Consider the following 16,678-nt stretch of genomic DNA (forward strand, 5'->3'; position numbering starts at 1 on the left):
CTAGATGAAGAGCATGATGACCAAGGACGATGTCCGCGCCGCCCGTACCGCCCTGGGCAAGATGTGGAAGCCCGGCGGTGCCCCGCTGACGGCCCAAGAGCTCGTGCGCGCCCTGGGGCTCTCCGAAGACCACGGCACCGACCACGTCTACAACATGGAGAAGGGCAAGTCGGCCGTTTCCGGCACTATCGAGATGCTTTTGCGCATCTATCTCGCCGGTGGAGTGCCGCCTGACGATGTCGTGATCTTCAAGGACGCTCCAAAGCGAGCGCGCTAAGGGAGATCGGAACGATCTCTCTCGAACGATCCATGTCCCGTAGCTTCGGGGCATGGCAAAGACCGTCGAAGAGCAGCTTGAAGAGACCCTAAACTCGATCAACACGGTCGAGCAGAACGGTCAGCGTTACACGATCAAGGATCGTGAGCTTTGGCGCGCCGATCTGCGCCAACTCGATCAGCGCGCTCAACGCCTCGAAAAGCAGGCCGCTCGGGCCAAGCGCGGCGGCATTCGTACCCAGCGGGTGATCCCGCTGTGATTAAGCCCGTCGCACCGACCCTTATGGACCGCTTCCTGGCGGGCGTCGCACCGAACTTCGCGACGCGCCGCTACCATGCGCGCCTCTCGCTCAACTACATGGGCCAATACGCCGGTGCGCGCTCGAACCGCGCCGCCCTGAAGGCGTGGAGGACCCATCCCGGCTCGGCCGACTCCGACACTTTGGGCGATCTTCCCGCGCTGCGCAGCCGCTCGCGCGATCTCGGCCGCAACAATCCCATCGCCACCGGCGCAAGGCAGACCTCGAAGAGCAACGTTGTTGGCTCCGGCCTGCGCGTGCGCTCGAAGCTGAACCCGAAGCTGCTCGGCATGTCGCCGGAAGCCGCCGAGTTGTGGGAGCGCAAGTCCGAGACGCTGTTTGACCTTTGGGCGCAGTCGAAGCTCTGCGACATCACGCTCACGCAGAACTTCTATGAGCTTCAGGGCCTCGTTTTCAGTGCCGTCTTCGAATCCGGTGACACCTTCGTGTTGCGCCGGACGCCGAAGCGCCCCAACGCCGTCGTGCCGCTCGCGCTCAACGTGATCGAGGCCGACCGCGTCGCCACCCCGAGCGAGTTGGAAGGCGAGTACCTGATCCGTGACGGCGTCAGGATCGACGAAGACGGCGCTCCGGTCGCTTACATCGTCCTGAACGAACACCCCGGCGAGCGCCAGACCTATACGGTCAACGGCTTCACCGAAATCCCGGCCTTCGGCAAGAAGTCGGGCGAGCAGATGGTGCTCCATATCTTCGAGCGCATGCGCCCCGGCCTGAACCGTGGCATTCCTGCGCTCGCTCCGGTCATCGAAATCCTGAAGCAACTCGACCGCTACAGCGAAGCCGAGTTGATGAAGGCCGTCGTGTCTTCGTTCTTCACCGTCTTCCTGAAGACCTCGGGCGACGACGGCTTTGCTGGCGCCACGTCTGGCCTTCCTGGGATGGGCGCGAACGACGTGACCATGGGGCCGGGCACCATCGTCGATATCGGCACCGACGAAGAGATTCAGACTGCGCAGCCCGCGAACACTGCGAACTTCGACCCGTTCTTTCAATCGGTCGTGAGGCAGATCGGCGTCGCTCTGTCCATCCCGTTCGAACTGCTCATGATGCACTTCACGGCGAGCTACAGCGCGTCGAGGGCATCTCTGGAAATGGCCGCGCAGTTCTTCCGCGACCGCCGCACTTGGCTCGTCCGCAACTTCTGCGCGCCCGTTTACGAGTGGTTCCTGACGGATGCGATCAACGCTGGTCTGATCGACGCGCCCGGCTTCTTCAATGATCCCGTCAAGCGCGCGGCGTGGCTCGGCGCTCAGTGGATCGGCCCCGCGCGGATCATCCTCGACCCGCTCAAGGAATGGAAGGCCGAGACCGAAGCCGTCAACCTGGGCGCTCGCACCATCGAGCAGGTCATCATCGAGCGCGGTGGCGACGACTTCGAGCAGACCACGGCGCAGCGCGCACGCGAGCACACCGCTCGCGCGGCGGCGAAGCTCGAACCCGAAGTTCTCGCGCCGTCCGGCATGGGGTCTCGCGTCAACGAAGACATCGAACAGAAGGGCGACGGCACCGACAAGCCCAAGCCTAAGAAGGCCGAGAAGAAGCAATGACCATCAACGTCCGCAACCCGCTGATCTTCGACGCCGCTCTCACGGCCAATTGGGCCATGGAAGAGGGGGCTCTGCGTCAGGTCATGGAGATCGCCGCGCGCGAGAGTCAGATCACGCCGCAGATGCTCGAAGCCTATCGCGGCCAAGAGCTTGAGCGGTCCGAGCGCGCGACGCGGCGCGGCAACGTCGCAGTGATCGACGTGGCTGGCCCCTTGTTCAAGCGCGCCAATCTCATGACCACGTTCTGCGGCGCGACTGCTTACGAGACCGTGCGCCGCGACCTTCAGGCCGCGATGGACAATGCGTCCATTCGCTCGATCCTGCTCAACATTCATTCGCCTGGGGGCGAGGCCGCTGGCGTTGCGGAGCTTGCCACGGCGATCAACGAAGTGCGCGGCAAGAAGCCCATCGTCACGTATGCAGGCGATCAGGCGGCCTCCGCTGCGTTCTGGTTGGGCACCGCGTCGGACGAGTTCATTATCGGGCCGACCGCCGCGCTCGGCTCCATGGGCGTCGTGGCGGGCTATCGAGACACGTCTGCGCAGGACGCGGCGCGCGGCATCAAGACCATCGAGTTCGTGTCTTCGCAGTCGCCCTACAAGCGCGTGGACATCAACACCCAGGAAGGCCGCGACCGCGTGCAAGCGCGCGTTGACGCAATGGCCGCCGTGTTCGTCGAGACGGTCGCGAAGTATCGCGGCGTGAGCGTCGAACACGCACTCGAACGTTTCGGGCAGGGCGATGTTCTGATCGGCCAAGCGGCTGTCGATGCCGCGATGGCCGATGGCGTTGCGACGTTCGAACAGGTTCTCGCGAGCTTGGCTCGCGGCGAAAGTCCGAAGGCTTCCTTCGGTTTTAACCCGGCCGCGACCGGCCAAAGTGGAGAAGTCAAGATGACCGACGAAGAGAAGGCTGCATTCGCAGCGCAGATTCGCGCTGAAGTGCAGGCCGAGAACGAAGCCAAGGCAAAGGCCGAAGCCGAAGCCAAGGCGAAGGCCGACGAAGAAGCCGCCGCAGCCGCCGCCGCCGCGAGCGATCCGGTCGTCGTCGAGCGGAAGCGCGTCACCGAGATCATGGGCCTGACCCTTCCCGGTTACGAGGCCGCCGCCGCAAAGGCTATCGAAACGGGCTCTTCGGCTCACGAGTTCTCGGCCATGATCGTAACCGCTGAAAAGGCCAAGCGCACCGAGCGCGCCGCTGACATCAAGACGGACACCGAAGCCAACTCTGGCGTCGCCCCGTCGAGCGGTCAGGAAAAGGCGCAGGGCGACGAAGCCGCTGTCAACGCAATTCTCGGCGCGATGAAGCTCGCGTCCGGCAACTAAGGAGCCGCAAGGTGGCGAAGTTTGAGAACGAAGGCGCATACGTCCCGAGCATGCTCATGCTCGGCCACCACCGCGCCCGCAAGGTGACGATCAAGTCCGGCGCTGGCGTCCTGGGCCGTGGCACTGTGCTCGGTCAGGTCACTGCCGACAAGAAGTACCTCAAGTCGATCCTCGCGGCGAACGACGGCTCGCAGGTCCCCGACGCGATCCTCAGTGAGCAGGTCGATGCGAGCTCCGCCGACGTGGAGGCCATCGTCTACATCGCTGGCGAAGTCGATCAGGAAAAGCTGATCCTCGGCGCCGGACACACCCTCGGATCGGTGGATGCGGTCTTCCGCACGAAGTCGATCTGGCTCGTTAAGCCGATGGGCTAACCGAGACAACCTCGAAGAAAGCAAACGGGAAGCCCTCACTATGGACCTCTTTTCGACCACCGCCCTCAACCGTGTTGTCGAGGAACTGCCGCTCAACCCGGCGTTCTTCCTCAACACGTTCTTCACGACCGCCGAGACCTCCAACACCGAAGACATCAAGTTTGACTCGGTGAAGGGTCGTCGCCTGATCTCGCCGCTTGTCTCGCCCATCGTCGCGGGCAAGGTGATCCGCGAGAAGGGCTACAAGACTCAGTCGCTCGCCCCGGCCTACATCAAGGACAAGCGCGTCTTCAAGCCGAGCGGCCAGTTCAAGCGCCGCGCAGGCGAGAAGATCGGCGGCTCCCTGTCGCCCGAGCAGCGTCTTGCTGCGTCCATCGGCTTCGCCGTGAGCGAGCAGTTGGATATGTGGACCCGCCGCCTGGAAGTCATGTCGGCCGAAGTGCTGCGTACCGGCAAGCTCGTCCTGAAGGGCGACGACTATCCCGAGCAGCTTGTTGACTTCGGTCGCGATGCCGAACTGAGCATCGTCCTGACCGGCACCGACAAGTGGGACAACGCCGCCGTCAACCCGCTCGACGACATCGAAGATTGGGGCCAGATGATCTTCGATCATTCGTCCCTGACCTGCCGTGACGTGATCATGGCGAGCGACGTGTGGAAGACCATCCGCGCCAAGCTGGCCGGTCCCGACTCCGATGCGGTCGCTAAGGCGATGCGTCTTCAGATCGACATGACCGCCGCGACTCTGGAATCGGCTCGCGCCTCGCTCGGCCCGATCCTGATCACCCCCGGCATCCGTCTGGTCGCTCAGTTCGGCGACTACCGTTTGTGGGTTCACGCGGACAAGTACGTCGATCCGCTCGACAACGTCGAGAAGGACGTGCTCCCGGCTGGCGAGATCGTCATGGCCTCGCGTGAGATCGAGGGCGTCCGGCACTTCGGCGCGATCATGGACCTCAAGGCCGGTATCCAGCCCCGCGACTTCTTCGTGAAGTCCTGGGAGGAAGAGGACCCGTCCGTGCGGTACATCCTCGGCCAGTCCGCACCGCTGATCGCGCCCTACCGCGTGAACGGCACTCTGGGCGCGAAGGTGAAGTGAGATGCCGTTGTATCGCGGCCTCGTAACGATCAAGCGTGACGGGCGGTATATTCCGCCCGGCACGCCGCTCGAAATGACCGAGAACGAAGCGAAAGCCCTCGGGCCTGCTCGCGTCGTTCTCGATCAGAACCGGGTTTCGGCCGTGGCCGAGATTGCTCTGGATTCCGCCAGCACGCTCGCTGGCCTCGAGTCCGCCGGTGATGCCCCCGGCGACGCGCCGTCCGCTGATGAAGTCCCTCCCGCCTCGCATCAGACGGACGGCGCGAGCACTCGCGTCGTGGACATCGCGTCCGCAATCGACCTGCTCGACGAAAAGAAGGACTTCTTCAAGTCCGGTCATCGTCAGGGCAAGCCGAAGCAGAAGCCGATTGAAGAGATCGTCGGGTTCGACATCACCGACGAAGAGATCGACGCTGCTCTGGCATTGCGCGCATCGGGCGTCTGATGCCGGTCGAGACCGACAACGATCTGCTGATCTTCCTCAACCCCGACGAGTTCGGGGTTGAGGCGTCTTATGTGAGCCGCGATCCAGCCGTCGAGCCGAAGGATATCCCCGGCCAGTTCGACGACGAAGGCAGCAATTTGAATCCGAACCGTTGGAACGGGACGCAATTCCAAATGCAGATGGGCGCGAGCGTCACGTCATCCGGCCCGACGTTTCTCTGCCGCACGTCCGACCTCAACAAGGGCGGTCGCAAGGGCGAGAAGCTGACGATCAAGGGCCAAGAATATCGGATCGAGGACAAGCGACCGGACGGCACCGGCCTGACCTTGCTCTTGCTCATGGCGAACGACTGACATGGCCCATCCTCGCAAGCGCATCCGCGACGCATTCCGAGCCCGGCTCGCTGATAGTGTTGACGGCGAGTATCGCACGGCCGCGCAGAGCCGCGTGTTCGCGAGCCGTATGGCTCCCGTGAGCGAGGAAGAGTTGAAAGAGGATGGCCCGGCCATTCTCGTCTACGCGCGCATGGAGAAGTACAACCCCGAGAAGGACTACGGGGTCGAGGGCGACGCGACCTATATCGAGCGCGAGTTGACGCTTGTCACGGAGGCTATGCTGCTCGGCGGCGATACCGTTGACGACAAGCTCGACGATATCGCCGAGCAGATGGAAGCCGCGTTCGAAGGCTTCGTGATCCCCGGCTTCGAGTCCGCCCGCATGCGGCTGCTCGAGTCCGACATCGACGTGATCACCGAGCAGGTCAAGCGTCCCATCGGCGCTATCGGCCTCGTTTGGCAGGTCATCTATCGCACCGCATGGCGTCCCCGCGCCACGGCGGACAACCTCGACGCCGACATGGCGGACTTCCTGTCGGGAAAGTAGCATGGTCAAGTTTCTGCGCGATCCAGCGAGCACCGGCGGCGTGTCCGACCCGGAGGCGACCGACATCGATCGGCGCGCGCAGGATGTCGTCAAGTTCGGCAAGATCAAGGAAGTGGACTACAAGCGCCAGCCCCCGGCGTACCGCGTCCTGATCGGTGACGAGAACGACGAAGACAACCACAACATCACCGATTGGCTCCCGGCGGGCGGAATGCGTGCCAAGGGCGACCGCGAGACGCACTTTCTTGAGAAGGGCGAGAAGGTCGTTTTGCTTGCCGAAGGCGGCGAGCTTGCGACGGCGCAGGTCTATCCGGCAGGCACGTACACGCCTGAGAATGAAGACGAGAAGGAAACGACCGACAAGGCGGGCGTCTGGCGCAAAATCTTCGCGAAGCCGAAGAGCAACGACGGTCAGGGCGGCGAGGGCGGCGAGGGCGGCGAGGACGGCGGCGAAGGTGGCGAGGACGGGCAGGACGGCGAGGAAGACGAAATCCTTGGCGAGATCAGTTACGACCGCTCTACGGGCGACTGGCTGATCAAGGGGCTGAAGGACAAGGGCACCATCACGATTGAGGGCACGGGCTGCTCAATCGTGATGAAGGAAGGCACGATCACGCTGAAGGCGAAGAACCTGAAGATCGAGATGGAAGAGAACGTCGAGATCGAGGCGGAAGACACGATCAAGACGAAGACCGGGCAGGCGCTCCACGAGTCCGACATCTTTGCGGTCGCCGCCGCGACGTTCCTGGGCCTCGACGATACCAGCGAGCGCCCGCAGGATCGCGTCGAAGTCGTCAGCGACATCCCGACCCTGAAGACCTTCGCCAAGAAGGGCTGATATAGGCGACCGGATCAGGCTGTAAGCGACCGTGCCGACGCGGCACGGTGCGCCTTATGGCGACCATTGACCTCAACACCGGCAAGCCTCTCGAAGGCATCGACGATGTCTGGCAGTCGATTGCGACGATTCTGAGCACTTCGCTGAAGTCGCTCGTTATGGCCCGCGATTTCGGCTCGAAGATGCCGCGCCTTGTTGACCATGCCGTGTCGCCCGTCACGCTGATCGATTTCTACGCGGCCGTGCCGGAAGCGATCAATCGGAAGAGCCCTGAGTCCTTGATGGCTGAAGAGCCTCGCTTCCGCATCATTCAGATGGAGCTTTCCGACATGACGGATCAGGGCCATGCCCAATTCGATATCGAGGGCATCTATTACCCGCGCGGCCATCTCGGCGACTACTCGGAAGCCCGAGACGCGCAGGGCCGCGTGATCCTTTCTGACAACATGGTCGTCGGGAGCTACGTCTAATGGACGCGCCGCTCCCGAACCTGCCGCTGCCTGTCATCGAGCGCGAGCCCGCGTTCCAGGCATTGTTCGACGCCCGCCTGACGCAGATGCGCGGCCTGCTTGAGACTGCCGGTCTCGATTGGGACACGTACATGCTGCGCTCGGACCCGATCAACAACTTCTGCCGCCATGCCGCCTATGGCGACCTGCTCTACGTCACGTCGCTCAACGACACGTTCCGCGCGACGCTGCTCGACTTCGGGCAGGGCGCGGACCTGATCGCGCAGGCGTCCGATTGGAACATGACGCAAGCCGATGGCGAGTCCCTCGACGATCTGCGACGCCGTTTGCGCGAGCGTAAGAAGGGGCAGGGCGGCTTCACCGACAATTGGTACAAAAGGTACGCCTTCGCTGCCGACCCGCTCCGCGTGGCCGACGTTGGCATTACGGGCGATGCTATGGGCGGGGTCAAGGTATCGATCCTGTCCAGCGAAGGCGACGGCGTCGCCAGCGCCGAACTGCTTGCGACCGTCACCGCTGCGCTCAACGACCCGCTCGTTCGCGGCGACAACGATCACATCGCGGTCGTTCCGGCCGTGATCCGCGTCGTCAATGTCGAGGCGGATGTATGGCTCTTGCCGGAAGCACCGGCGAGCGAGTTGCAGACGGCCGAAGATCGCCTCAAGGCCGAGTTCGCTGCGGCGCGCCGCCTGGGATGGGACTTCACGGCCGACTTCGTCATTGCCTCCCTGCGCACGTCCGGCGTTCGCCGGATCGTCATGATCACGCCCGCCGCCGACGACTATACGCGCGCGGAGCCCAATGAGGCGGTGGCGCTCGGCACCGTCAAGCTGAACTTCAACGGTCGGTCCTACTGATGGCCGACCTGATCGACATCGTCCCGCGCAACACGACGCCGCTTCAGCGTTCCGTTGTCCGCACCATCGACTCGCGCTCGCGCTACGCCGGGTTGGTGCAGTCGATCATCGACGTGCGCTATCTCGATGTGATCCCCGAAGACGTGCTGCCGTGGCTGTTGCGCCATTGGGGCCTCGAAGACGCGGCCGAGTTCGTCGCCGACCATCAGAGGCTCTACAAGGAAGGCAAGCGTTGGCAGACGCTCCGGGGCCGCGTGGAAGCTTATGAGATCGTCTTCGATTGGCTGGGCCTCGACGGCTTCTATGAGCGTGGCGACCACGGAGCCGTGCGCTGGGGCCTGTTCCAGATCGGGCTCACGGAGCGACCCGACCAAGACACGCTGCTCAACCTGATCGGGCTGGCGAACCTCTCGAAGAAGGCGTCGAGCGTCCTGGGCCGCATCTATGGCGGCTATGACATCCGGCCGATGCGTCTCGACATGATGCGCCTCGACGGCGCGCTGCTCGACGATTGGTCCGGCGTCTATCTTCCCGGCATCAAGCCCAAGCTCTCGTTCGGCAAGCAGCACGGCGGGGAGATCGACTTCAACGTCGAGATGGACGGCGGTCTCTACGGCACCGTGGAGGGCGTTGCGCGCTTCGAGGAAGGCTTCGTGCTCGACCGCTCGATGCTAGATGGCGAGGTCGTCGAGCCCTCCGTCGTCGCTATCCAGGCGTCCCTCTCGGGCGAGCAGATCGACTACGCGAAAGACGTTCCGATGCCTTGGCCGCGCGGGCCGTGGCCGAGCGTTTCCTACTCCAACATTGAACAGTACACGATTTACGGAGGACCCGATGGCACTTCTGGTTAATAGCGGGCGCGAAGGTCTCGCCGCCGCGCTGAAGTCTCGCACGATGTTTTTCGCCTGGGGGCGAGGGGATTCGTGGTGGGGGCAGACCGACGTGAAGAACTACTCGTTCTCGGGCTCGCCCGAGCGCTTCATGCTCGATCATGCGCCGGTCTCGACGCTGGCCGTGAAGAGCGTCGATAGCGCCCTCACGTTCGAGACGCCGCGTGACTACACGTACAACGCCAACACCGGCGCGGTGACGCGCGTCAATGGTGGTCAGATCGTGGCCAGCGCTACCGTACAGGCGCATGTCGTCTATGGAACGCCGCAGCTTGGTTCCGACGAGACCGCTTTGGTCAACGAAGTGGGCCGTCGCATCGCGTCGTCGGTGGAGTTCGTCGTGCCGGATGACAACGGAAACATCAGCACGCCGGACGGCGCGCGTTGGACGATCTCGACGACGGCGACTCGCTATCTCTATTGCAGCGTGCTCTTCGATTACCTCGAAGCGGCAACCGAAACGATCCGCGAAGTCGGCATCTTCGTCGATGGCACGCGCAAGGCCGGGGTGCCTGAAGGGCAACTGTACTTGACTCCCGATCAGGTCGCCGAACCTGGATACTTGCTCCTGCTCGACCGCTTCGCGGGCAAGGTTCGCTCCCCGAGTGAGCGGCAGGGATTCTCTTACGTTCTGGTGATCTGAAAATGACTGACGCTCGCGATACCCTCCCGGCATACATCAACACCTTCGATCCGGCGAAGGGCTATCAGCGGATGGTGGCCCACTATGATCGCTTCCTGACGAGCAACGAACTGAACGTTATTCAGGACATCGAAGCGAACCGCCTGAAGGGCGTCGCCGATGCGTTCTGGCGTGACGGTTCTCTCGTCAGCGGCGGTTCAATCGTGCTCGGGCCGATCATCAATGCAACCGTCGAGGCGCAGTTGGCGGCGGCCAAGGTCTACATTCGCGGCGCGGTGCATAGCATCGACGCCCGCAGCTTCGTCATCTCGGCCGTTGGCACTGTCGTCATCGGCATCTGGCTCCGCACCTTCACCGCGACCTATGAGAACGATCCGACCCTCAAGGGTATGGCTCCGGGCACGCGGGCGCAGGGCGAGCCGGGCGCATCGGCGCTCGCGATGCTCGGCCGTTGGGGCTATGAAGGCGACGGCCAGGAAGGCGACTTCTTCCCGATCTATACCGTCAAGGACGGCACTATCGACACTCCGAACGAGCCCGGCATGGATGACGCCTGGGTGAACCTGCTCGCGCGCTATGACCGCGAGGCGCACGGCGGCTATGTCGTGGAAGGTTTCAACGTCAAGGCGCTCGGCCTCGACGAGTCCAGCAAGCAGACCTTCACGATCTCGGAAGGCACCATCAACGTTTGGGGCTACAAGCGGACCCGGCCTGCCTCCGCGCGCCTTCGCGTTACCGAAGAGCCCGAGATCATGCTGCTCGATGACGAGCCGCATGCCGTCAATTCCGGCACGCAGACGATCAAGGTGCGGTTCGCGCCCATCGCCTCGATCAAGGAAGTCACGATCATCGCCGAGAAGACGGTGACGTTGACGCATGGCAACTTCAGTGGGGCCTCCGATACTTTGCCCGATCCCACCGTCCTCTCGATCCGTCAGGTCAAGCAGGGCGCGACCACCTATGCGCCGACCTCCGACTATAAGCTGACCGGCGCGGCCGTGGATTGGTCGCCGAGCGGTGCGGAGATCGCGCCGGGCTCGACCTATCAGGTCACGTATCGCTACCTGACCAACGCCGAGCCGACCAACATCACGCGCGATGGGTTCGACATCACCGGCGCGGCCGACGATACGACCGCGTTCATCAAGTACGAGACGAAGCTGCCGCGCTACGACGCCATCGTGGTCGATCAGCAAGGCGTGATCTCCTACCTGAAGGGCATTAGCTCGCTTTACGCGCCGCAGCCGACGACCGTCGCGCCGACGCTGCACAAGCTGGCCGATGTCTACAACAATTGGGGTCTCGTCCCGACCATCAAGCAAGTCGCGACCGTCCGCATGCCGTTCGCCGATCTGCGCAGCCTCGAAACGATGGTCAGCGACCTCTACGCACTGGTTGCCGAAGAGCGGCTTCAGCGCGACGTGGATCGGAAGGAAGTCGCCTCGAAGCGCGGCGTGTTCGTCGATCCGATGCTCGGCGACGACATGCGCGATCAGGGCCTTCCTCAGACCGGCGCGATCTTTGGCGGCCTGCTCTGGCTGCCGATCATCCCGACCGTCACGACGATGCCTGCCGACACGGCGCTCACGTACACGTTCGAGAGCGTGTTCGAGCAGCGCCAGATCACCGGCGAGTCGAAGATCAACCCCTATGCGTCGTTCGGCCCTCCGGCGACCGACGTCGCACTCGATCCCTCCGTCGATCTTTGGACCGACACCCAGGACGTTTGGACCTCAGTCTTCACGTCTCGCGTCGCTTGGCAGCGCACGAACTTCGCCGCTGGCCCGCTGATCGGCACGACCACGGAGACGACGGATCGCATCGTCAACAACGCCACGGTCGCGGAAGAGACCATCCGGCAGCGCTCGGTCGGCTTCACGATCCACAAGTGGGGCTACAACGAAGTCCTGAAGAAGGTGACGTTCGACGACATCGACGTGACCCCGGCGGGCACCATCCGCGCGGACGGCAACGGCACCCTGACTTCGTCGTTCCAGATTCCGGCGAACGTCCCGGTCGGCGTGAAGCACGTCGCATTCGAGGGCGTCGGCGGCTCGACCGCGAACGCGCTCTATACCGCCTACGGCTGGCTGACCACGATCACCAACGAACGCACCATCGTCACGACCTATTGGTATAGCGCTGATCCTCTCGCGCAGACCTTCCGTCTGAGCGAGCCCCGGCAGGCGCTCGGCGTGGACGTGAAGTTCACCAAGGTCGGCGACAAGAGCAAGCCGGTGCGGGTCCAAATCCGCGAGGTCGAGCTTGGCCTTCCGACCGAGCGCGTCGTCGCCGAGTCGATCCTCGACATGAACACCGTGAAGGTCATCGACCCGCTCTCGGTTGCGCCCCGCGTCGAAAGCGATTGGACCTTCGCCGCCTTCGAACGTCCCGTCACGCTGCGCGAGGATCGCAGCTATGCGATCACGCTTCTGACCGAAGACACGAACCATTCGGTCGCCATCGCCGACCTGGGCGGCTTCGACCAGATCAACGGATGGGTGACGAGCAACGCCTTCCCGCTCGGCACCTTCCTCGACGGCTCGGACTCGCGTACCTGGCTGCCCAAGCCGGGCCGCTCGCTGGGCTTCCGCCTGCGCTGCGCCAAGTTCACCCAAGCCGTGAAGACCATCGAAGTCGGTGATCTGCCGGTCGTGAATTGCTCGGACCTGATGCCGCTGCTCGCGGCCGAGCGCCCCGAAGGAACCGCTATCGAGGTCGAGTTCGAGGCCCCGAACGGCGCGAAGTATGTGACGGCCCCGGCTGTGAACGTCTCGCTTCCGCAGGCCATCACCGGCACGCTGAAGGTCCGTCTGCGCGTGACCGGAAAGACCAGCCTGTGGCCGATCATGCTGCCCTACGTTCAGGTTGTGGCGGGCGCGATCCAGGCGGACGGCGACTACATCACGCGCGCCTTCGAGGCGGGCACCGACTCGAAGGTCCGGCTGATCCTCGACGTGTATCTGCCCGGCACCGCCACGTTCGAGGCGAAAATCCAGACCGGCGTCAACGCTGGCCTGCCGGTGTGGTCGGCCTCGAATGCGCTGACGCTCGAAAAGGCCACGCCGCTCGGCGACGGCTGGGAAGAGCGCCAGTACATGCTCGACCACGTCAATCTCTCGGTCTCGCGCGCGTATGTGAAGATCAGCGGCGGCCCCGCTGCTCGCTCGAACGCACGCAACATCCGCGCAGTCGCTGTCAAGTCCACCACGGGTTAATCAACCATGCCGAACGATACCACCGAGCGCGGCTATCCGCTTCCGCACCCCGACAACGTTGCGCGTGAGGACGCGCAGCGGATTCGTGACGCCCTCACGGCGATCAGCGAAGACATGGAAGCGATGATCGTGGACCCCGCGTCCGAGACGGAAAAAGGCACCGTGCGCCTCGCCACGGCCGCCGAAGCAACTGCGGGCACGACGCAGGTCGCCGTGCCCGTTGTGAAGCGCGTCAAGGACATGATCACGTCGGCCACGGCCGTACTGCACACGACCATCGTTGATGAGTACGGGGCCGCGATCACGTCCGCGATCACGTCGGCCATCAATGATCTGAAGGGCGGTGTCGATCCCGCCTATGACACGCTTGTCGAGATCGCCGCAAAGCTTACCGACATGACGCAGATCAATGCGATCCTGTCCTCTCTCGGCAACCGGCTCCGCATCGACACGGCGGCGCAGGGTTTGGATGCCACGCAAAAGTCCAACGGCCGCACGAACATCGGACTCGGTAGCGTCTCGACCAAGAACATTGCGACGACTGCCGAGCTTCGCAACAACACGAACGCCGGTGCGGTCACGGTCGATGCCGCCTGGGCTGCCGCCGACTATGTCGATCTCGGCAACGTCAGCGGCACGGTCACGCTCGACGGCAACAACGGCTCGCGATTCAGGATGGTCCTTGTCGGGGCTGTGACGTTCACCCAGGTCAACTTCAAGAAGGGGCAGCCGCTCGACCTGCTGATCTTTCAGGACCCTACGGGAGGCCGCACGATCAGTTGGCAGACCTATTGGCTGTGGCCTAACGGCACGGTCCCCGCCATCGCGACGGCCGGGAACGCGGTCGCGCTGATCTATTCCGGCGTCTTCAACTTCGCCGGTTGGTTCTCGGGCGGCGGCTGGAAGGTCTCCTAATGATCCTTCCGTTTCTTGTTCGGCCGGTGTTCAGCTTCGTCCGGCCTCCCGTGTTCCCCGGCAGCAACAACTACGGTCCCGGCACCTACGGCATCATCATCCCTGAGTACAATACTCTCACGGTGACGATTGCGGGTGCTGGCGGTGGTGGCGCTGGCTTGAGCGGTATCGACGATGGCGCCAACGAATACTTCGGCGGCACTGGCGGCACGTCCGCGTTCTCTGGAGCGGGCGTGTCTATGGTGGCGTTTGGAGGCGGCGGCTCTGGCAATTGGAATGGCGTGAACTTTCCGGGTGCTGCTGGCGGCCCCGGCGGCGCATCAGGAGGTAACAACGCTAACAGCGCTGGCGCTGGCAATGCGGGCGGCGCTGGTTATCACTTCCAAGGCGAAGACGGCAACCAATGGGACGGAACGCCGGGCGGGCGCGGCGGCTTTGTCAGATCAATCTTCACCTTCGGCGCTGCCGGCGCACCCGTACCGGGGGCGTCTTACACGCTCACTTGCGGCGTAGGCGGCGGCGGCGGTTGGGGCGCGTTCGCCACGGGCAGCGCAGCCGCAAACGCATCTGCTAACATTCAATGGAGTTAGACGTGGACAAAATCGTCGTTCAGGAGACCAAGCCGGGCGTTTTCACCCAAGTCGCGTTCGGCCAGACGTTCGTCATCGACGACGTCCAACACGGCTGGCAAGTCGTCGAGCTTTGGTCTGACGCTGACCTCGCGGAGATCGGCGTCTACAGAGTCACCCCGGCGGTCCCGCCCGAAGGCTATGAGATCGTTAGCGCCAGCATCAAGCGCCTGGGCGGCGTGGTGAAACAGGTACTCGTTACCCGGCCGAGCCCGCCCCGGCCGTTGAAGGCGAGCGCCCGGCAACTGCGGCTCGCGATGAACACCCTCGGCATTCGCGACGAGATCGAAGAGTACGTGGCGTCGCAGTCGCGAGACGTGCAAGATAGCTGGCAATGGACGACCGAGTTTGAAAGCAACCATCCGTTCGTTGTCGGCACGGCCGAGCATTTGAACAAGAACGAAGCGGAGCTTATCGCGCTCTTCACCCTTGCGCAGAGCATCCAGTAAGGGATACCGAAACGGTCCCGACGCCGGGCAGGGTGGTCGCTAGGGTACGCTCAATCCCAATACTGAGGATTGAGAGAACAGATGTCCCTTACCGATTTCCTTCACGGCGTCGAGACTGTCGTCGTCGATAGCGGCCCCCGGCCGATCCAGACCGTCCGCTCGTCCGTCATCGGATTGATCGGCACCGCTCCCCTCGCGAACGAAGTGGCGTTCCCCCTCGACACTCCCGTACTCGTCAACCGTCGTCAGGCGGCGGCCATGATCGGCGCGACCGGCAGTCTGCCGCAGGCCATCGATTCGATTTACGATCAGGGCGGTGCCCTCATCGTCGTGGTCCGCGTCGCAGACGCGCAGACCGAGAACGAGCAGCTTTCCAAGATCATCGGCGGTGTTGACGCCGACACCGGCGCGTTCACCGGCATTCACGTCTTCCGCGCGGCCGAAGCCGAATGCGGCGTGTCCCCGATGATCCTGATCGCGCCCGGCTTCACGCATCAGCGTCCGCTCGGCGTGGCCGGTCATACCGTGACCGCGCAGGGCAACGGCTACACCCAGGCGACTGTGGCCTTCACGGGCGGCGGTGCGGGCGCGGTGCTGCCGACCGCGAAGCCGATCATCACCGGCGGCAAGATCACCGGCCTTGAGTTCGACTCGCTCGGCTTCGGCATCGTCTCGCCGCTGACCGCGACCGTCACCGGCGACGGCACCGGCGCGACCATCACGATCCAGATCGGCGCTTCGGCGAACCCGGTCGTCAGCGAGTTGAAGCAACTGGCTGATGGCTTCAAGGCGCACATCATCGCCGATGGTCCCTCGACCACCGATGCCGCTGCGTTCGCCTATCGCAACGACCACGGCACGCGCCGCGTGTTCATCGTCGATCCGACCGTCTCGGGTTGGTCCGTGAAGACCAGCACCTACGCGCTCGAACACTCGTCCGCCCGAGTGGCGGGCCTGATCTCGCGCGTGGACAACGAGAAGGGCTTTTGGGAGTCGCCGTCGAACAAGGAGGTCTATGGCATCGGCGGCCTGGGCCGTCCCATCGACTACGCCTACGGCGACAAGAACAGCCGCGCGAACATTCTCAACGAGAATGAGATCGCGACGTTCATCCGCGACGAAGGTTGGTATCTGTGGGGCAACCGCACCTGCTCGGCCGATCCGAAGTTCGCCTTCCTGTCCGTCTCGCGTACCGGCGACATGATCGACATCTCCATCGCGAAGGCCCATCGCTGGGCGGTGGATCGCTCGATCACCAAGCAGTATTTCGAGGACGTGACCGCATCGGTGAAGGCGTACATGCGCCAGCTTCGCGTGCGCGGTGCGATCCTCGGTGGTGACTGCTGGGTCGATCCCGAGTTCAACACCGAAGCCGACATCTCGCAGGGTCATGTGACGTTCTCGTATGACTTCACCCCGCCGTACCCGGCCGAGCGTGTGACCTTCCGGTCGCATCTCGTCTCGGACTACATCCGCAACCTCTTCGCATAACGGGGACGAA

At 63.7% G+C, this 16,678-nt stretch carries 19 protein-coding genes; all 19 read left to right on the forward strand.

The genetic code is table 11. The annotated features are described in order from the left end of the window. Positions 1-4: 4 nt before the first annotated feature. The 19 genes from IQ16_RS40230 to IQ16_RS40320 all read left to right on the forward strand — a co-directional run bounded on the left by IQ16_RS40230 (position 5) and on the right by IQ16_RS40320 (position 16,668). Positions 5-277: a helix-turn-helix domain-containing protein gene (locus IQ16_RS40230; RefSeq protein WP_028181391.1), complete on the forward strand. Its 273-nt coding sequence runs from the start codon at positions 5-7 to the stop codon at positions 275-277. A 52-nt stretch (positions 278-329) separates the two neighbouring features. Continuing rightward, positions 330-536: a DUF6148 family protein gene (locus IQ16_RS40235; protein WP_028181390.1), complete on the forward strand. Its 207-nt coding sequence runs from the start codon at positions 330-332 to the stop codon at positions 534-536. Continuing rightward, positions 533-2,143 carry a phage portal protein gene (locus IQ16_RS40240; RefSeq protein ID WP_244441996.1) on the forward strand — a complete coding sequence of 537 codons (1,611 nt, stop codon included), beginning with the start codon at positions 533-535 and terminating at the stop codon, positions 2,141-2,143. The genes IQ16_RS40235 and IQ16_RS40240 overlap by 4 nt, the downstream gene beginning before the upstream one ends. A gap of 83 nt (positions 2,144-2,226) precedes the next feature. After that, positions 2,227-3,468 carry a S49 family peptidase gene (locus tag IQ16_RS40245; protein ID WP_244636051.1) on the forward strand — a complete coding sequence of 414 codons (1,242 nt, stop codon included), beginning with the start codon at positions 2,227-2,229 and terminating at the stop codon, positions 3,466-3,468. 11 nt (positions 3,469-3,479) lie between these two features. Beyond that, the gene (locus tag IQ16_RS40250; protein ID WP_038967780.1) at positions 3,480-3,842 is read left to right on the forward strand and encodes a head decoration protein; all 363 of its coding nucleotides are present in this window, start codon (positions 3,480-3,482) and stop codon (positions 3,840-3,842) included. Next, complete coding sequence (locus tag IQ16_RS40255) at positions 3,793-4,941, forward strand: major capsid protein (RefSeq protein ID WP_244441997.1); 1,149 nt, start codon at positions 3,793-3,795, stop codon at positions 4,939-4,941. The genes IQ16_RS40250 and IQ16_RS40255 overlap by 50 nt, the downstream gene beginning before the upstream one ends. A 1-nt stretch (position 4,942) precedes the next feature. Further along, positions 4,943-5,386, forward strand: a complete 444-nt coding sequence (locus IQ16_RS40260) for a hypothetical protein (protein ID WP_038967782.1) — start codon at positions 4,943-4,945, stop codon at positions 5,384-5,386. Further along, positions 5,386-5,739, forward strand: coding sequence for a head-tail joining protein (locus IQ16_RS40265; RefSeq protein ID WP_038967783.1), 354 nt, complete (start codon positions 5,386-5,388; stop codon positions 5,737-5,739). The genes IQ16_RS40260 and IQ16_RS40265 overlap by 1 nt, the downstream gene beginning before the upstream one ends. 1 nt (position 5,740) lies before the next feature. Beyond that, on the forward strand, positions 5,741-6,268 hold the full coding sequence (locus IQ16_RS40270; RefSeq protein WP_038967784.1) for a hypothetical protein: 528 nt from the start codon (positions 5,741-5,743) through the stop codon (positions 6,266-6,268). A gap of 1 nt (position 6,269) precedes the next feature. Beyond that, the gene (locus IQ16_RS40275; protein WP_145832158.1) at positions 6,270-7,106 is read left to right on the forward strand and encodes a phage baseplate assembly protein V; all 837 of its coding nucleotides are present in this window, start codon (positions 6,270-6,272) and stop codon (positions 7,104-7,106) included. A gap of 56 nt (positions 7,107-7,162) precedes the next feature. Next, positions 7,163-7,576, forward strand: coding sequence for a GPW/gp25 family protein (locus tag IQ16_RS40280; protein WP_097532546.1), 414 nt, complete (start codon positions 7,163-7,165; stop codon positions 7,574-7,576). Next, a complete protein-coding gene (locus IQ16_RS40285) occupies positions 7,576-8,433 on the forward strand; it encodes a baseplate J/gp47 family protein (RefSeq protein ID WP_145832159.1) in 858 nt (285 codons plus the stop codon). The genes IQ16_RS40280 and IQ16_RS40285 overlap by 1 nt, the downstream gene beginning before the upstream one ends. Further along, complete coding sequence (locus IQ16_RS40290; protein ID WP_038967788.1) at positions 8,433-9,284, forward strand: hypothetical protein; 852 nt, start codon at positions 8,433-8,435, stop codon at positions 9,282-9,284. Before IQ16_RS40285 ends, IQ16_RS40290 begins: the two co-directional genes overlap by 1 nt. Further along, positions 9,268-9,966: a hypothetical protein gene (locus IQ16_RS40295; RefSeq protein WP_038967789.1), complete on the forward strand. Its 699-nt coding sequence runs from the start codon at positions 9,268-9,270 to the stop codon at positions 9,964-9,966. Before IQ16_RS40290 ends, IQ16_RS40295 begins: the two co-directional genes overlap by 17 nt. A 2-nt stretch (positions 9,967-9,968) precedes the next feature. Further along, positions 9,969-13,184, forward strand: a complete 3,216-nt coding sequence (locus IQ16_RS40300) for a DUF4815 domain-containing protein (protein WP_038967790.1) — start codon at positions 9,969-9,971, stop codon at positions 13,182-13,184. Between the two features lie 6 nt (positions 13,185-13,190). Continuing rightward, on the forward strand, positions 13,191-14,099 hold the full coding sequence (locus IQ16_RS40305; protein ID WP_038967791.1) for a hypothetical protein: 909 nt from the start codon (positions 13,191-13,193) through the stop codon (positions 14,097-14,099). Beyond that, positions 14,099-14,689, forward strand: coding sequence for a hypothetical protein (locus IQ16_RS40310; RefSeq protein WP_051000399.1), 591 nt, complete (start codon positions 14,099-14,101; stop codon positions 14,687-14,689). Before IQ16_RS40305 ends, IQ16_RS40310 begins: the two co-directional genes overlap by 1 nt. A 2-nt stretch (positions 14,690-14,691) precedes the next feature. Then, positions 14,692-15,177 (forward strand): hypothetical protein, encoded by a 486-nt coding sequence (locus IQ16_RS40315; RefSeq protein ID WP_143279768.1) that lies wholly within the window; start codon positions 14,692-14,694, stop codon positions 15,175-15,177. Between the two features lie 81 nt (positions 15,178-15,258). Then, a complete protein-coding gene (locus IQ16_RS40320) occupies positions 15,259-16,668 on the forward strand; it encodes a phage tail sheath C-terminal domain-containing protein (RefSeq protein WP_038967793.1) in 1,410 nt (469 codons plus the stop codon). Positions 16,669-16,678 lie beyond the last annotated feature (10 nt).

The sequence above is a fragment of the Bradyrhizobium huanghuaihaiense genome (genome assembly GCF_007830635.1).
GTDB lineage: Bacteria > Pseudomonadota > Alphaproteobacteria > Rhizobiales > Xanthobacteraceae > Bradyrhizobium > Bradyrhizobium huanghuaihaiense.

Bases quoted from the DNA above. Each gene is read 5' to 3' on its own strand.
- IQ16_RS40230 (WP_028181391.1), top strand. From the start codon at position 5: ATGAAGAGCATGATGACCAAGGACGATGTCCGCGCCGCCCGTACCGCC.
- IQ16_RS40235 (WP_028181390.1), top strand. From the start codon at position 330: ATGGCAAAGACCGTCGAAGAGCAGCTTGAAGAGACCCTAAACTCGATC.
- IQ16_RS40245 (WP_244636051.1), top strand. From the start codon at position 2,227: ATGGAGATCGCCGCGCGCGAGAGTCAGATCACGCCGCAGATGCTCGAA.
- IQ16_RS40255 (WP_244441997.1), top strand. From the start codon at position 3,793: ATGCGGTCTTCCGCACGAAGTCGATCTGGCTCGTTAAGCCGATGGGCT.
- IQ16_RS40260 (WP_038967782.1), top strand. From the start codon at position 4,943: ATGCCGTTGTATCGCGGCCTCGTAACGATCAAGCGTGACGGGCGGTAT.
- IQ16_RS40265 (WP_038967783.1), top strand. From the start codon at position 5,386: ATGCCGGTCGAGACCGACAACGATCTGCTGATCTTCCTCAACCCCGAC.
- IQ16_RS40270 (WP_038967784.1), top strand. From the start codon at position 5,741: ATGGCCCATCCTCGCAAGCGCATCCGCGACGCATTCCGAGCCCGGCTC.
- IQ16_RS40275 (WP_145832158.1), top strand. From the start codon at position 6,270: ATGGTCAAGTTTCTGCGCGATCCAGCGAGCACCGGCGGCGTGTCCGAC.
- IQ16_RS40280 (WP_097532546.1), top strand. From the start codon at position 7,163: ATGGCGACCATTGACCTCAACACCGGCAAGCCTCTCGAAGGCATCGAC.
- IQ16_RS40285 (WP_145832159.1), top strand. From the start codon at position 7,576: ATGGACGCGCCGCTCCCGAACCTGCCGCTGCCTGTCATCGAGCGCGAG.
- IQ16_RS40290 (WP_038967788.1), top strand. From the start codon at position 8,433: ATGGCCGACCTGATCGACATCGTCCCGCGCAACACGACGCCGCTTCAG.
- IQ16_RS40295 (WP_038967789.1), top strand. From the start codon at position 9,268: ATGGCACTTCTGGTTAATAGCGGGCGCGAAGGTCTCGCCGCCGCGCTG.
- IQ16_RS40300 (WP_038967790.1), top strand. From the start codon at position 9,969: ATGACTGACGCTCGCGATACCCTCCCGGCATACATCAACACCTTCGAT.
- IQ16_RS40305 (WP_038967791.1), top strand. From the start codon at position 13,191: ATGCCGAACGATACCACCGAGCGCGGCTATCCGCTTCCGCACCCCGAC.
- IQ16_RS40310 (WP_051000399.1), top strand. From the start codon at position 14,099: ATGATCCTTCCGTTTCTTGTTCGGCCGGTGTTCAGCTTCGTCCGGCCT.
- IQ16_RS40320 (WP_038967793.1), top strand. From the start codon at position 15,259: ATGTCCCTTACCGATTTCCTTCACGGCGTCGAGACTGTCGTCGTCGAT.